17 protein-coding genes are annotated in these 15,112 nt (G+C 57.5%); 6 read left to right on the top strand and 11 right to left on the bottom strand.

Annotated elements, in window-relative coordinates:
• Positions 1 to 225: 225 nt before the first annotated feature.
• The 10 genes from FJ145_25710 to FJ145_25665 all read right to left on the bottom strand — a co-directional run bounded on the left by FJ145_25710 (position 226) and on the right by FJ145_25665 (position 9,372).
• Positions 226 to 777, bottom strand: a complete 552-nt coding sequence (locus FJ145_25710) for a nuclease (GenBank protein MBM4264807.1) — start codon at positions 775 to 777, stop codon at positions 226 to 228.
• Positions 778 to 922: 145 nt separating this feature from the next.
• Complete coding sequence (locus FJ145_25705) at positions 923 to 1,282, bottom strand: hypothetical protein (protein MBM4264806.1); 360 nt, start codon at positions 1,280 to 1,282, stop codon at positions 923 to 925.
• Between the two features lie 97 nt (positions 1,283 to 1,379).
• A complete protein-coding gene (locus tag FJ145_25700; GenBank protein ID MBM4264805.1) occupies positions 1,380 to 2,009 on the bottom strand; it encodes a cysteine hydrolase in 630 nt (209 codons plus the stop codon).
• A gap of 67 nt (positions 2,010 to 2,076) precedes the next feature.
• The gene (locus tag FJ145_25695) at positions 2,077 to 2,937 is read right to left on the bottom strand and encodes a hypothetical protein (protein MBM4264804.1); all 861 of its coding nucleotides are present in this window, start codon (positions 2,935 to 2,937) and stop codon (positions 2,077 to 2,079) included.
• Positions 2,938 to 3,103: 166 nt separating this feature from the next.
• The gene (locus tag FJ145_25690; protein MBM4264803.1) at positions 3,104 to 4,051 is read right to left on the bottom strand and encodes a fumarylacetoacetate hydrolase family protein; all 948 of its coding nucleotides are present in this window, start codon (positions 4,049 to 4,051) and stop codon (positions 3,104 to 3,106) included.
• Complete coding sequence (locus tag FJ145_25685; GenBank protein ID MBM4264802.1) at positions 4,048 to 5,031, bottom strand: fumarylacetoacetate hydrolase family protein; 984 nt, start codon at positions 5,029 to 5,031, stop codon at positions 4,048 to 4,050. Before FJ145_25685 ends, FJ145_25690 begins: the two co-directional genes overlap by 4 nt.
• Before the next feature lie 282 nt (positions 5,032 to 5,313).
• Positions 5,314 to 5,724: a type II toxin-antitoxin system VapC family toxin gene (locus tag FJ145_25680; protein MBM4264801.1), complete on the bottom strand. Its 411-nt coding sequence runs from the start codon at positions 5,722 to 5,724 to the stop codon at positions 5,314 to 5,316.
• Positions 5,714 to 5,947 (bottom strand): AbrB/MazE/SpoVT family DNA-binding domain-containing protein, encoded by a 234-nt coding sequence (locus FJ145_25675; protein MBM4264800.1) that lies wholly within the window; start codon positions 5,945 to 5,947, stop codon positions 5,714 to 5,716. The genes FJ145_25680 and FJ145_25675 overlap by 11 nt, the downstream gene beginning before the upstream one ends.
• 99 nt (positions 5,948 to 6,046) lie before the next feature.
• Positions 6,047 to 7,627, bottom strand: a complete 1,581-nt coding sequence (locus FJ145_25670) for an NAD(P)/FAD-dependent oxidoreductase (GenBank protein MBM4264799.1) — start codon at positions 7,625 to 7,627, stop codon at positions 6,047 to 6,049.
• A 155-nt stretch (positions 7,628 to 7,782) separates the two neighbouring features.
• Positions 7,783 to 9,372: an NAD(P)/FAD-dependent oxidoreductase gene (locus FJ145_25665; protein ID MBM4264798.1), complete on the bottom strand. Its 1,590-nt coding sequence runs from the start codon at positions 9,370 to 9,372 to the stop codon at positions 7,783 to 7,785.
• A 103-nt stretch (positions 9,373 to 9,475) separates the two neighbouring features.
• Here FJ145_25665 and FJ145_25660 point away from each other — a divergent pair, with 103 nt between their 5' ends.
• Positions 9,476 to 10,675, top strand: a complete 1,200-nt coding sequence (locus tag FJ145_25660; GenBank protein MBM4264797.1) for an aminomethyl transferase family protein — start codon at positions 9,476 to 9,478, stop codon at positions 10,673 to 10,675.
• 203 nt (positions 10,676 to 10,878) lie between these two features.
• Here FJ145_25660 and hisF read toward each other — a convergent pair whose 3' ends face one another.
• Positions 10,879 to 11,634, bottom strand: a complete 756-nt coding sequence (gene hisF / locus FJ145_25655; protein ID MBM4264796.1) for an imidazole glycerol phosphate synthase subunit HisF — start codon at positions 11,632 to 11,634, stop codon at positions 10,879 to 10,881.
• Between the two features lie 187 nt (positions 11,635 to 11,821).
• Here hisF and FJ145_25650 point away from each other — a divergent pair, with 187 nt between their 5' ends.
• The 5 genes from FJ145_25650 (at position 11,822) to FJ145_25630 (ending at position 14,968) form a co-directional block, all read left to right on the top strand.
• The gene (locus FJ145_25650; GenBank protein MBM4264795.1) at positions 11,822 to 12,253 is read left to right on the top strand and encodes a VOC family protein; all 432 of its coding nucleotides are present in this window, start codon (positions 11,822 to 11,824) and stop codon (positions 12,251 to 12,253) included.
• A 132-nt stretch (positions 12,254 to 12,385) separates the two neighbouring features.
• On the top strand, positions 12,386 to 13,390 hold the full coding sequence (locus FJ145_25645; GenBank protein MBM4264794.1) for an amidohydrolase: 1,005 nt from the start codon (positions 12,386 to 12,388) through the stop codon (positions 13,388 to 13,390).
• Positions 13,377 to 13,619, top strand: a complete 243-nt coding sequence (locus FJ145_25640; GenBank protein MBM4264793.1) for a hypothetical protein — start codon at positions 13,377 to 13,379, stop codon at positions 13,617 to 13,619. Before FJ145_25645 ends, FJ145_25640 begins: the two co-directional genes overlap by 14 nt.
• 24 nt (positions 13,620 to 13,643) lie before the next feature.
• Positions 13,644 to 13,967 carry a hypothetical protein gene (locus tag FJ145_25635; GenBank protein ID MBM4264792.1) on the top strand — a complete coding sequence of 108 codons (324 nt, stop codon included), beginning with the start codon at positions 13,644 to 13,646 and terminating at the stop codon, positions 13,965 to 13,967.
• Positions 13,968 to 13,969: 2 nt separating this feature from the next.
• Entirely contained in the window at positions 13,970 to 14,968 is a 999-nt protein-coding gene (locus FJ145_25630) for an ABC transporter substrate-binding protein (GenBank protein MBM4264791.1), read from the top strand.
• The last annotated feature ends 144 nt before the right edge of the window (positions 14,969 to 15,112 follow it).

Raw genomic sequence — 15,112 nt, 5'->3', positions numbered from 1 at the left:
AAGAAAAAACTCGCCCAATGGGCGAATCCCAATACCCCAAAACTTCCTGAAAACCCTACAGTTTCTGAAACCCGCGTGGGCTTAGAGCGGAGTTATGGAGTCGTGACAGCGTTAGGATCTGAAACGAAATACACCGCGCCGAAAAGGCAGAAGCCGGACGCGCTGAGCAGGAGAACGGTTTTGAGGATGACGGGCATTCGGCTTTAGACCTCCTGCCCGATTCAATCACGACAGCGGGCAGAAGGACCAGAGGCCGGCGCCGCTTTGCCGTGCTTCGCGTTCCAGATCGCGGAATTCCGCGAGATAGTGAAACGGGAAGCGGGTGTAGGCGTGGGCATAGCCTTGACGGATCAGCTCGGCGTTTAGCATGCGGCCGTCGGCCAAATAAACGTAGCCCAACGTCCGGCCAAATTTGTCTTTGTGGTTTTGTTTTGTGTAGCGCTCGTCGAACACTAAGCGCACGGTCTGGTTTTCCAAAAGAGCGCGGGCAAAGGCTTTGGCGTCTTTGCCGAAGCACTGGACGGCCTTGTTGGGGTGGACGGTTTCCGGGGTGTCGACCCCGATCAGACGGACTTTTTCGTTGGGGGCGAGCACGAGCGTGTCGCCGTCGACGACGCGCACCACTTGACGCAGATCGCCGCCGACGGCGGCAACTTCCTTCCGTGGATAACTAACGGGGGCCTCGTTTGTGACGGCGCAAGCGCTTACAAAGGCCGCGAGCCAGCCCCCAAGAACCAGCTTCTTGAGTTCCACAGCCATTCGCCGGGGCACATCCATGTGCCACGGCGAACGACTATGGCTGTCCGGTTAGACGCCATCGGGGACAAACACTTCAACAGAAAGAAAGATTTTGCTGGTCTCGGCGCAAAGAAAATGCCGGGTGCGCCGTGCGCCCCGCTTTCGCATGGTCGCGCGGCGCACCCTACGGTCCGGCAGACTCGATGCGCTTTAGCTCGGCGAGCAAGTACTCTTGGCTTTTGACCTCTTTGCCGTCTTTGAAACGGATCAGATAGGGCTTGCCGGAAGTACCGGAGAAGCTTGCGACTTTGTCGATAAAGTCTTTGGCGCTTTTGACGTCGGCCGCGTTGGCGTCCCACTTACCTTTTAAGAATCTGGCGGCATTGTCGGAGCTGTAGCCGGACCCATTGCGGACAAACTTGGCGTCTTTGAGAGATTTTACCCGATTGATCAAGGCTTCGATCTTTTGCTTCTCACTTGGTGCTAGGCTTTGGGCACTGGCAAGGCCGGGAATCCCTAAAAGTAAAAACAGCCCAACTACCATACTAGGTAGCTGCCGACGGTGTCTTAGAGAATTCGCCATGTCCCTTAGACGATCGAATCGCCAATTCTCATGATCTCCGAACTGTTGCCTCTGCTGCCTACCGCCTATTGCCTGCTGCAATCATTCCGACCACCTGCTCGGTCCTTCGCACTCGTGCCATTCTTGGGAAAACCGTGTCCATAAACGCCTTCATCGAGTCGTCATGGGAATTGCTGCAGGCGTCGCGGACGATGATCAGGTTATAATCGTGATCGCGGGCGGAATAGACAGTCGAGGCGACGCCGACGTCGACGGCGCCCCCGGAAATAATGATTGTATCAACGCCTTTGTTGCGCAGCGCGAGATCGAAATAGGTCTGGTGAAAAGTGCTCCAGCGGAACTTGGGAATCATGAAATCTTCCGGCTGCGGCTTGATCTCGTCGATCACTTTCTGTTCCCAGGAACCTTCGGTGGCGCCATGCACCGTCGGGTTGCACTCGTCGTTAGGCCAGGGCTTTAGGCGCATGTCGGTGTCGGTGATCGACAGGTAGCGGATATCGCCGTCGGTGCGGTGGTTGGCCATGGCATAGAAAATCGGAATCTTCGCGCCACGCGCCGCGTTCATCAGACGCACGGCGTTGTCGAGGATCGGCTTGAGCGCAGGCCGTTTATCCGCCGGGAAGTAAACGTTCAGCATGTCGAAGAAAAGCAAGCCGGTTTTTTTGTTGTCGAGATGGTTAACGTTCATGGAAGAGCCTCCTTTGTTATTGTGATCAGTCGGATCCGACAGATCCGTTGGATCCGTCAGATTATTCTTAGTCTCCCAGCCATGTTACTTCCCACCAGTTGCGGTCGCGGTCGCAAATAAGAAACGACTGGCCTCTGCCGGTCTCGCTAATTGCCTCCACGCTGGTGAGGCCAAACTCGGCTTTGCGCTCGCTGAACTCGCGATGGGCTTCGCTCAGCGCGGCTGACGACCCGACCGCGACGGTATAGCGCTGCAGCGGCGTCAGGTAGTGTTTATTTTTCTCAGGTACTTCCAAGCTGACGACATACCATGGCGTGGTCGGGTGTTTTATATCGTGCGGTTCGATGGTCGGAACGTGAGTGACAAGGTTGAGACCCAAGCCTTGCTGGTAAAACTTCTTTGACACTTGAAGGTCCGTGCACTCCATAGTGCCATGGGTCATAGCTTGCGGAATGTAGCCGCAACCGGGTAACCGCTCCTCGGTCAATTTGTTTTTCCACGGGTAGGCAACCTCAAATGGCAGACCGGCTTTGTGGCGGTTCTCGTAAGACTCGATCTCCCAGTAGTTGCCGCCGGGCTCGACGAAAAACATCGAATAGGAACCCGAGCGCTCTTTGCGCTTGACGACCTTCTTCAAGCCCAACTCTTCCTTGTGTGCCAGTAGATACTGGTACGCGTGATCGACTTCTTCATTGTTCGACACCCGCACGCCGTAATGATTGCGCTCCGGTTTGTCTTTAACTTCAGCGCCGCCTTCATGGACGATCAGTTTCCAGCCGGTGTTCGGATGTCTTAACACCGCTTCATGTTCGCGCCGCTCGATCAGGTCCAGCGCGACGACTTTGGTGAGCACGGGAATCGTCTCGTCGAGAAAGCGGACTTCGGTGTGGCCGTGCACCAGACCGGTTGGTTGCAACACTGCGCTCATGATCGCTCCTTTTTATCTGGACAGCTCTTTGCCCCATAGTTCGTTTAAGAAGCCGCTCTTAGCTAAGTCTTCGGCGAAGCGGTTGTCGACGACGAAGAGATGATCGAGCAAGCCCGCGAAGCCGGCACGCAGACTAGACGCAAAGCCGCCGACGATCGGCCCGATCTCATGAAATCTCCGCTACGATGCGGTTGCGCAGACAGCCGAGCCCTTCGACTTCCGCCTCGACCACGTCGCCGGGTTTTAACCACCATGGCACTTGGTCGGGCTTGCGTCCGGCGGCAACGCCTTTCGGTGTGCCGGTCGTCAGCACATCGCCAGGGTTCAAACCCATCTGCGACCAGTAGGCGATCATGTCGCGGATTTTGAAAATCATGTAACCCAGGTTCGAGTCCTGGCGGGTTTCGCCGTTGACGCGGAGCCAAAGCTTGAGCTTTTGCGGCTCGGGAATTTCATCGGCCGTTACTAAATAAGGGCCCATGGGCGCGAAGCCGGGGAAGCTTTTGCCCATCAGGTGAATGCCATACTTGTTCTCGCCGCGGATCACATCGCGGGCGCTGATGTCGTTGAACGACGCATAGCCGGCGACGTAATCGAGCGCGTCTTCGGCCGTGACGTCGACGCAGGGTTTGCCGATGATGACGGCGAGCTCGACTTCGTAATCTAAGTTTTTTACTTCCGGCGGGTGCGGAATATCGTCCTGCGGGCCGATCACCGTGCCCGGAAGTTTGAGAAACGCGACCGGCGCCACCGGCCCTTTCTTGGAAGACATTTCGGCCACGTGGTCGGAAAAGTTCTTGCCCGCCGACACGAGCGCGCCGGGGCGCGGCACGGGAGATTTAAGTCTTACTTGCGCGCGTTCGTAGATGGTCTCGGGTGCTTTACCTGCCTGCGCCAAGGCTTTACGGGCGGCATCGAGCGCCGGCTCGCCGCGTTTCAAAAAATCCACCATGTCTTTGCCGAGCGTCACCTCAGCAAGTCGATCGGCCTGCGGATTGTCGCTGCTGGCTCTGAGATGGCTCGCATAGGCCCGCTGCAAATCGACGATGCGGCCAGTCGCATCTACGGCGCCAATTCTTTCTTGGTTCTGGTATTCAAAAGTAACGAGCTTCATCGACGCGCACCTCCCGCGGCGATCACTTCATGATTCAGTTCGCCGATCTGCGGTGACGAACAGCGGATTTTGACCCCCGGCTTCAGCAGCACCGGATTTTGCAGCCGGTCGCCTTGCTTGGCCATGCTGGCGCCGACGCCGAGCCAGTCGCCCGGCTTGATGCCCAAGATCGACCAGCGGGCGATGATTTGCTCGACGCTGAAAACGCAGTCGCGCAGGGTGAACTTCTGCTGGATGGCGCCATTCAGCGATAGATCAACTTCCAAAGCTTCAATCTCTCTGCGCGAGTGCGTCAGCAGCACCGCCGGGCCGATGGCCGTGCTCGATGGAAAGTTTTTACCGAGCAAGTTGTTGGTCGTCGCCCCTTCGCGCCGGTTGACGTCGCGCGCCGTCACGTCGATCACCAAGGTGACCCCGGCGACGTAGTCCCAGGCCTTTTCCGGCGCGATGCGTCTGCCGGCTTTGCCGATGACGATCGCCAAGCAGGCGTCAGCATCCACCTCTTCGGAAAACTTCGGCAGGACGATCGGCGCGCCGTTGGTGACAAAGGTTTGCGGCAGTTTGTAAAAGCCGGTGGGTATTTCCGCCGGCGGCATCGCCTCGATGCGCGCCTTGTCGGCAAAACCGATGGTGAAACTTTTTTCAGGATTTTGCAGCGGCGGCAATATCTTTATCTCGTTGACGCCGTAGACTGCTTTTTCATTGGCAGGGCCACACAAGTTTCTCAGGCCGACGCGATTTATATATTCGGATAAATCGTCGAGGCGCTGGCGGGAGCTGTCACCTTGAGTCAGCAGCGCGCCGATCATCGATGGAAAGTCGAACGAGGCCTGATCGGCAGCAACCTCTACATCGATCCCAGACTCGCAGAGGCGCCGCGCCTGGACGCTTTGTAGGTCGACCAGGCGCTCGCCAAACAGGCCAAACATTCGCGCGTCATTTGGCGAGGAGTTTTCCGTAAGCCCCAAGAAGACCTTCATCGCTGGTTCCTTCAGCAGTCGCACCCATGCGTCTACCACGGGAAAACGCTGAATTCAAAGTTTCGTGAGTAGAGAGAGATCATCGAAGTCAAATGCGCGAGCTGCGCGGCTGTCTATAGATGAGCCGAAGGCGAAGAATCTGCTCACGGCGCTAAGCGAACCCGCAGATGCTTCGCTTGGCGCAGCATGACACGTCACGTAGCGTGGTTACCGGGTAGGTTCCCTGGCCAGAGCGCGACCCAGAAAGCAGATTAGTTTGTCGGTTAGGGGAGTAACTTCGGGTTAGGGTCTCAGGAATTCTTGCGAGAGATCTGAAACCTTTTGAAATTCAGGGTCTTTATGGACAAGGGTCGCTTCATGGACGATTGCGGTGGCTGCAATCCAGCTGTCTGCGAGCGATAGGCCGCCGGCCGATTTAACTCGTGCGGCACAATCAAGTATGGCCGCATCGCAACTAACCCAATCCATGGCGAAGGAGTCTACCAGTCGCAGCGCGTCGCGCGCGCTCTGCTCACCCTCTTCGCGCCAAATAATGTAAAGGACTTCCATCCGGGTCATGAAAGAAGCCAGCAGCCGATATTGCTTCCGTGTAGCTTGACGCAAAAGCCTGTCGACGCGACTCGCGCCCGGCTCGTTGTCCCGTAAAGCGAGCAGCGCAGAAGTATCCAAAACGAATAGATTCTTAACGGCCATCTTCTCGGCGCCGATCCCGGGCGCGTTCCTTGAGCAGCCGTTGGACCGAACCCTTAGGGCCGGATCCGCGAAAGGCGCTGATGGGATCGCCAGGCACCGGCACGATTCTGGCCGTGTTGCCTTCAATGACCCATTCGAGAGTTGTGTTGGCGTCGATGCGGAGCCTCTTTCTAACTTCCGAAGGAACCGAGACTTGTCCGCGTTTTGTGACCTTGGTACGCATACTGACTATTTTACAAGTTTAGGGCTCTCGTACAAGCAATATGACTGAGTTGCTTGCAGGGTTGCCATTTGTCTTGGTGAGACGGCACTGGTTGTGATTCTAGGAATGCCGCTTCAGAATCTCGCGCGCTGCGTACTTGCCCGACAGGCCGTTCAAGCCGCCGGGATGCGTGCCTGAGCCGCAGAGATAGAGATTTTCGATTGGCGTGCGATAGCGCGACCAACCGGGCACGGGGCGCATGAAGAAGAGTTGATCGAGGGCGAGCTCGGCGTGATAGGGATGGCCTTCGTCGAGGCCGTAGGTTTGCTCCAAGTCCAAGGGGGTTAGAACCTGGCCGTGGAGGATCGTCTCGTCAAATCCGGAGGCATATTGCTCGATGAGGCCAACAACCGTGTCACCCAGGCCGTTGCGCTGCTCGGCCCAGTTGCCGTCTTTCAAATGATAGGGCGCGCTCTGCATCCATACCGACATGACGTGTTTGCCGGCAGGTGCCAACGATGGATCGCTGAGCGACGGAATCGTGATTTCCAAAAATGGCTGTTTGGAAAAACGGCCGTACTTGGCGTCATCGGCGGCGCGCTCTAAATAATCTAGCGTCGGGCCAATGTGGATGACGCCGGCGAGCTGGGAAGGCTCGCTGCCTTTGAACTTCGGCAGCGCGTCGAGGGCGAAGTTAATCTTGGCGACTGTGCCGCGGGCGCGGATGTTTTTGACGGCGAGCAAAAAATGCGGGTCCAAATATGTCGGTTCCACCAGTTTCTGAAAAGTTCGTTTGACGCCGACACCCGAGATCACTGTCTGCGCGCCGATTTCGTCGCCGTTGCTAAGCACCACGCCCGTCGCCGCGCCGTGTTTGGTAGTGACTCTCACAACCTCGCTGCCTGTGCGAATCTCTGCGCCGGCTTGCTGCGCCGCGCGCGTGACTGCCCGGGTGAGATTGCCGATGCCGCCGCGGACGAAACCCGCCGTGCGCAGGGCGCCGTTGGATTCGCCCAATTGGTGCTGCAGCAAGTTAAAGCAACTGCCCTGCTGGCGCGGGCCGACGAAGCTACCGAGCATGCCGCTGGCGGCGAGGCTCGCTTTGAGCAGATCGCTCTCGAACCATTCGTTTAGTAAGTCGGCGCTGCTCATCGGCAGGATGCGCAGAAACTCATACATCTGTTTCTCGCCCAAGCCGCGAAACTTGAGACCGGCTTTGATCAGCTCGAAAGGGTTCAGTTTCTCGTCTGCCGTAGTCTTATCCGGCCAGGAAAGATCGTAGATCGTGCGCAGAAAACCAGCGAGGTTTTTCAAGAGCGCACAAAACGCGCTGTATTTTTGCGCGTCACTCTGCGAATGGCGCGCGATCTGTGCGGTCGCTTGGCTTGGGTTGCGTGGGATAACGAGCGGCTGCCCGTCGACCGTGGGCGCCAGCAGCAATGGATCGAGCGCCAGGATGTCGAGACCGTGGCGGCGCAGGTCGAGATCGGCGATGACTTCGCCGGCAAAACCGTTGGCAACGTGCGCGATCGGCGAAAACTTGAAACCCGGAAAAATTTCTTCGGTGACGGCGATGCCACCGACGATACTGCGGCGCTCAAGCACGAGAACTTTTTTGCCGGCTTTGGCGAGATAGGCTGCGGTGATGAGCCCGTTATGGCCCGCACCGATGACGATTGCGTCGTAACGTCGGGAGGCCATCTAAAGACGAGCTCCGCAATCTGCGACCTCCCCCTTTGAAAAAGGAAGATTGAGGGGGATTTGTATCTGTGCATGCGGTGAGAAAATCCCCCCTTGCCCCCCTTTTTCAAAGGGGGGAAGAACAGAGGACACCGCCAGAAATCGTAATCTGTGCACTAAAGTCGCTTCCAATCCTTTAAGAGTTCTAGCGCGGCCAAGCGTCCCGACGCCGCCATGACACCGCCGCCGGGATGGGTACACGAGCCGCACATGTAGAGATTCTTGATTGGCGTGCGGTATTTCGCCCAGCCGGCGACCGGACGGAGAAAAAATAGTTGATCCAGTGTAAGTTCGCCCTGAAAAATATTGCCTTCGGTAAGGCCAAACTCATTTTCCAAATCCCACGGCGTGACGACTTGACGATGCAAAATAATATTCTTCAAATTGGGCGCGTACTCACTCAAAGTATCGATCACAGTATCGCCGAAGGCTTCGCGTTTTTCAGGCCAGGTGCCATTCTTCAAGTCATAGGGCGCGTATTGCACGAAGATCGACATGACGTGTTTCCCCGGCGGCGCCATGCCAGGGTCGAGCCGCGACGGTAAAATGATGTCCATATAAGGATGGCGCGAGTAGTCGCCATATTTAGCGTCGTCGTAGGCGCGCTCGATGTAATCCAAGCTCGGACTGATGGAGATGGCGCCGTCCAAATGCGGCCCATCGCCGGGCCAGCAGGTGAAATCGGGCAGGGTGTCGAGCGAGAGATTCACTTTGGCCGACGAGCCGCGAATTTTATAGTTCTCGACTTGGCGCAGGAACTCTCTGTCGAGGTGCTGCGAGTCGATCATCTTGAGAAAAGTCCGCTTGGGATCGACGCTCGAGACGACTGTTTTGGCTTGCAGCTCGTCGCCATTCGGCAGCACGACGCCGCAGGCGCGGCCATTTTTGATCAGGACGTTGGCGACCGGGCTTTGCGTGCGAATCTCGGCGCCGAAGTGGCGCGCCGCATCGGCAATTGCGTTGCTGATCGCGCCGGTGCCGCCGCGCGCAAAGCCCCACGACCGAAAGGCGCCGTCCAGCTCACCCATATAGTGATGCAAGAGCACGTAGGCCGTGCCCGGCGAGCGCGGCCCCATGAACGTGCCAATGATGCCGCTTGCCGACATGGTCGCTTTCAAAACATCGGTCTCGAACCACTCGTCGAGAAAATCGGCGGAGCTCATGGTCATGAGCTTGGTCAAATCAAAAAGCAGTTTGTCGCCGAGGCCTTTGAAGTGTTTGCCGACGTTGGCCAGGCCAAAAAGACCCTGCGGCTTGAGAGTCGTCGGCTCCGGCGGAATCGTGCCGAGTAGCGGTTTCACTGCCATCGCCATCTGCACCATCAGTGGGCCGTATTCTTCATACGCCTCAGCGTCGGTGGGCGAATGGCGCGCCAGCTCGCGCCGCGTCAGCGCGTGATCGCCGCAGCGAAAGAGATGGTCGCCATTGGGCATCGGCGTGAGCGTGCTGTCGAGGGGGATGATTTCCAGATCGTAGCGCGGCAGCTCCAGCTCGCGAATAACTTCCGGGCGCAAGAGGCTCACTACGTAGGAGCAGACGGAATATTTGAAGCCCGGGTAGATTTCTTCGGTCACCGCGGCGCCGCCGAGCACGTGACGCCGTTCGAGCACGACGACTTTTTTGCCGGCCTTGGCGAGGTAGGCAGCGGTGGTGAGGCCGTTATGGCCGCCGCCGATGATGATGGCATCGTATTGGGAAGTCGACATGATTTGCTTAAAAGGTCATATTTGGTAATTTCGTTTGCGAAGTCAATGTGAAGCGAACATTTCCGACAATCTAAAATCTAAAATCGAAAATCCAAAATAAAAAATGCCCATCGGCACACCCTTTCACTCTCGCACCGAGCCGCTGTGCGCCAGCCACAACTGGCGCACCTGGTCCGGCTATTTAGTCGCCAGCTCCTACGATGTGATGCACGACTACGAGTATCATGCGATCCGCAACACCGCAGGGCTGATCGATATTTCGCCGTTGTACAAATACGACGTCACTGGCGAGGACGCATTGCGTTTGGTCAATCGCGTGATCACCCGCGACGCGGCCAAGTGCGCCGTCGGCCAGGCGCTCTACGGCTGCATCTGCGACAACGAAGGCAAAGTGATTCAAGACGGCACTGTGTTTCGCCTCGGGGAAAATCACTGCCGCTTTAATCTCGCCGAGCCAAGCGTGCGCTGGCTGTCGCTCAACGCTAAGGGCATGGATATCGACATCAAGGAGGTCTCAGAGCAGTTTGCCGCGCTGGCGCTCCAGGGGCCCAACGCTTACAAGATTCTTCAGCGTGTCCTTAACGTCGACATCGGCAGGCTCCGCTTCTTTCGCTTGACCCAAGGAAAAATCCAAGATGTCGACGTCATTGTCTCGCGCACGGGCTACACGGGCGATTTGGGTTATGAAATCTGGCTCGGCGCTGCATCGGCGCCGCAGACGTGGGACATTCTACTGGACGCCGGCAAACAGTTCGGCATCAAGCCAACTGGCTTGATGGCCCTCGATGTCGCGCGCTTGGAAGCGGGATTTATTCTCTTAGAGGTCGACTACATCGGCACCGATCGAGCGATGAGTCCTGGGCAGCAGTATTCCCCCTACGAGATCGGTCTTGGTTGGACGGTGGACTTGAACAAAGAACATTTCGTCGGCAGAAAGGCGCTGCTCGAAGAAAAGGCGCAGGGCTCGCCGCGGCAGATTGTTGGTTTGGAAATTGACCTGCCCGCTTATGAAAGCCTGTTTCAAGAAGTCGGCTTGCCGCCGCAGTTCCCCGCCGCGGCGTGGCGCAGCGTGGTGCCGCTCTATCGCAACGGCTTGCAGGTCGGCCATGCCACCACCGGCGCATGGTCGCCAGCGCTAAAAAAATACATCGCGCTCGCCACCGTGCGCCAAGACTGCACCCGGCCCGGTTCCAAGTTGACCATGGAAGTGCTGATCGAGTACACGCGCAAAACCGCGCCCGTCACCGTCGTGCCGCTGCCGTTCTACGACCCACCGCGCAAACGCGCGCTGTTTGGAAAGTAAGGGCCTTGTGCGGCAGAGCCGCAACCGAATCGGGGCAAGAGATTTGGCCACAGAAGATCACAAGTGGCACGAAAGGCGCTGCGCGCCTGGACTCGGAACCCGGAGAATTTAACCGCAAAGAACGCGAAAAAGAATTACGAATGTGGGACGCGATGTGTCGCGCCCTTTTTGCCCTTTGTGCTCCTTGTGGTTAAATGAATTTATTAAATCCGCACCGGGATGCCGCGGTCTTTTAGATACTTCTTGCACTCCCCGATGGAATATTCTTGATAGTGAAAGATCGAAGCAGCCAGGGCTGCGCTGGCGTGGCCTTCGGTGAAGCCTTGGTAGATATGCTCTAGGTTGCCGACGCCGCCGGAGGCGATGACCGGGATGCCGACGCGGTCCGAAATCGCTCGCGTCAGCGGCAGGTCGTAGCCAATCTTGGTGCCGTCGCGGTCCATGCTGGTTAAGAGAATCTCGCCGGCGCCGTAGCTCTCCATGCGCGCGGCCCATTCGACCGCATCGATCCCAGTCGGATTTCTGCCGCCGTGGGTGAAGACTTCCCAGTGGTCGCCGACCCGTTTGGCGTCGATGGCGACGACGATGCATTGGCTGCCAAATTTTTCCGCTGCTTCGCGGACAAACTCCGGACGATTTACCGCGCCGGTATTGATCGACACTTTGTCGGCGCCGGCCGTGAGCAGGGCGCGGATGTCGTCTAGTTTGTTAATGCCGCCGCCGACGGTGAGCGGCATGAAGACTTGATCGGCGGTGCGCGCGACCACGTCGAGAATAATGCCGCGCTGCTCGTGCGACGCGGTGATGTCGAGAAAGGTCAGTTCGTCGGCGCCCTCACGGTCGTAGATACGCGCAATTTCGACCGGGTCGCCGGCGTCGCGCAGCTCTAAGAACTTCACACCTTTAACAACCCGTCCAGCTTTGACGTCGAGGCAGGGAATGATTCGCTTGGCTAACATTGAAATTTTACTTTAACGGCGCGGTGCAATGTGTGCAAGATTGCCCCCTCGATACAGCCCTTCGGGCTTACTCGGGGAAACCGGCTCTACATCCGACTATCCCGAGTAGCGCGAAGCGCGTATCGAGGGAGTGAGGGCGACTGGCGCTTTTGTCAATCTTGCGTTAAGGCTCGTTTACGGAGGAGTTATGGCTAAGATCAAGCATATCGCGATTGCGACTCTGGACCCGGAGGCGACGGCCAAGTTTTACATCGAGGTTTTCGGCCTGCGTGAGATCGCCAAGATCAACAGCCCGGGTGCCGTTGGCTTTCATTTGACCGACGGTGATATCAACTTTGCCGTGCTCAAATTCAAAAACGATCAGACCGCCGGCGTGTCGCAGGGCAAAGAGTACACGGGGCTGCACCATATTGGCTTCGAAGTTGACAGCATTGCATCGGCGCATGAGAAACTGAACGCTGCTGGGGCGCCGATCCGCAACGACATCAACGACGCCCTGGGTTTGGGGCGGGAGTTGCCGCGGCATGTGAATGCTGAGGTGAAGTACAGCGCGCCGGACGGTGTGATCATCGATATTTCAGAGACCGGCTGGGCGGGCACGGCGAAGCATCCGCGGTGAAAAGGCTCACCGCGAACGACACGAAGAGCACGAAGTTCGGACAAAGAATCTTTCTTGCCTTCGTGTCCTTCGTGGTGACAAGAATCCGAGCGGATCACGCAAGGCTTTCGTGCGAAGATAGACACGGACAAAATGGTTATCGATTTCGAACATCACTACATCCCCGTCGAGCTGGGGCAAAAGCTCGGCATGAAGACCGACAACAAAGTTGCGGTGAGGCAGGGCGACGCGTCGATTCACTCGCAGTTGTTCGATCTGCAAGCGCAGATCGCGGACATGGATCGCGGCGGTATCGATATTTCGGTCATGACTTCGATCCTTGGCTGGGATACGACGCTGGAGAACTGCCGGTTGTTAAACGACTGCACGGCGCGGGCGCAAAAGGATTTTCCCGAGCGCATCGTCGGTTTGGCGCATGTGCCGCCCCTCGGCGGTGCCGAGGCGTTGGCGGAAGTGGAGCGCGCCGTGGGGCTTGGGTTGAAGGGTGTGACGATCTCATCGCAAAGCGAAGGCCTTTCGCTCGACGCGAAGGAGTTCGCGCCGTTTTACGATTTGGTGAACAAGCTCAAGGTGCCGATCTTTGTTCATCCCGCCCTCGGCCCCAAGGGCTATTCGCTCATGCTCGACTACATGCTACCGGTCATTCTTACACGCGAGTTCGATTTGGGCGTGGCGGTGACTCGGCTGATCGCCGGCGGGGTGTTGGAGCGCTATCCCGATTTGCAGTTTGTCTTCGCCCATTTTGGCGGCGGCCTGGCCGGTTACAAAGAGCGCATCTCGCGCTCCTCCTATCGCTTTAAGCTGCCCAAGCACTTCGATGACTATTTCGATTTGCTCTATTTTGACATGGCGGGCTTCGAAGGCAGTCCGATCGCGCTGCGCTGCGCTCTCGAAGTCATCAAGCCCGAGCGGCTTGTCTTCGCGACGGACTACCCGCAGAATTTCAATGCCAGCGATCCGGTGCAAGGAAAGAACGCCGGCGGGATGAACGAGTACGTCAAGCACATACGAGGTTTGCCGCTAGCGAGTTCCATCAAAGAGGACATGCTCGGCGGCACCGCGGCAAAGCTGCTTAAATTGCAGGGGGACGGTCGCGACCGTCCCCTACGGAGGAGGACTTACTATGCTGCGTATTAAGGGCGTTTCGAAAGAGTCGGCATCTGAAGCAGTTCGCAAGACGTTCGAGGCGCAGGAAAAACAGTACGGCTCGGTGCTCAACACGGCGTGGGTCTACGGCGTCCGTCCGACTATTCAGCAAGGGGTGCAGGCGCTGCAAGCCGGCATACTCGCTTCAGGGTTGATTCCTGCCGACCTGCGCCATTTGTTGTGCATGAAGGCGGCGAGCATCAACGGTTGTCCATATTGACTCGACATCAATGCATCCAGTGGGATGCAACATGGGGCGTCGCCGGAAAAAGTCGAGGCGGCACTGGGCGATTACAGGAAGAGCTCGGTGTTCTCGGTTCGCGAGAAACTAGCGCTGGAACTGTGCGAGCGCATGACCTACACGAACAAGCGCGTGACCGATAAGTTTTTTAGTCGCTTGAAGAAACATTATTCAGAGGAAGAGCTGGTTGAATTGGCGGCGATCATCGGCTTGGAAAACTTCCGCAGCAAGTTCAATCCCGTGTTCGCGGTCGAGTCGCAGGGTTTTTGTCCGCTGCCGGCCGTGAAAGAGGTCGCCGCAAAAGCAGCCAATCGATTTCACAAGTAAACATGGGCGCGCGATTGCTCGTGCCCGCTGCGATTGGAGAAACCATGTTCATTGTTGCAGTTATTCTTGCCATTGTTATCGCTTGGCCGCTGGGTTCGGTGGCCCTTGCCGCTTCGGCACCGACTCGGGTCACGATCCATGTGCCGTCACAGAGTCTGTCGATCATGCCCTACTACTTCGGCAAGGATAAAGGTTTCTTCGCCGCCGAACAGATCGAACCGCAACTGGTCATCATGGCGCCGCCGACCGCGATTGCGGCGTTGATCGCCGGCGAGTTGGATTTTTCGTCGACCACCGGCGCGGCGACCTCGGCGATCATGCGCGGCATCGCGCTGCGTCGGGTGTTCTACGTGCAGCAGGACCCCGTGCACGTGCTGATGGGCCAGCCCGAGATCAAGTCGGTGCAAGATCTGGCCGGCAAGTCCATCGGCGTTAATGCATTGACCGATGCCACTGGCATGTCGACCAGCGCAATTCTGCGTGCCCACGGGCTGGACGGCGGCAAGGTGACGATGCTCGGGCTGCAGCTTGTCGATAGCATGATCAAAGCGCTCACCAGCAAAAAAGTCGCGGCGAGTATTTTACCGCCGCCCTATGTCGAAGAGTTGGAGGCAAAGGGTTACACGAAATTGGCCGACGCGCGCGCCTACGCGCCGTTGAGCTTTATCGGGCTTGTCAGTTCGGTGGAGACTATGAAGAAAACCCCGCAGAAAGTGCAGGGCATGATCGCGGCGCTGCACCGCACGATGAACTACATCGTCAACCCGGCCAACCGCAAAGAAGTCGTCGAGTATGTTGCGGCCTATCACAAGCTCGACATGCCACTGGCGGAGAAAGCATTCACCTCACAGATGCTGGGCTACAGCAAAGACGGCACGAAACCGCGCGCCGCAGTAGAAAAAGAAATCGAGATTTACCGCGAGACTTTGAAAGTCGCTAAGACGTTTACGCCGGACGATTTGGAGGACATGAGCTTTTTGCGCAAGGCGCAGGGACGTTGAACTACCGCCGATAGTTCTCACTCCCCCAAATCTCTTTCAAAAACCCGCTCTTCTCCAAGTTGTTGACAAACGTGTTGTCGTAGATCTCTTCCGGTTTGCGCCGCACCGTGGTGCCGCCTTCGCGGGCGAGGTCGACGGCTTCGG

Source organism: Deltaproteobacteria bacterium (assembly GCA_016874755.1).
Classification (GTDB): domain Bacteria; phylum Desulfobacterota; class Binatia; order UBA9968; family UBA9968; genus DP-20.
This window is presented reverse-complemented; position numbering and strand designations above follow the sequence as displayed.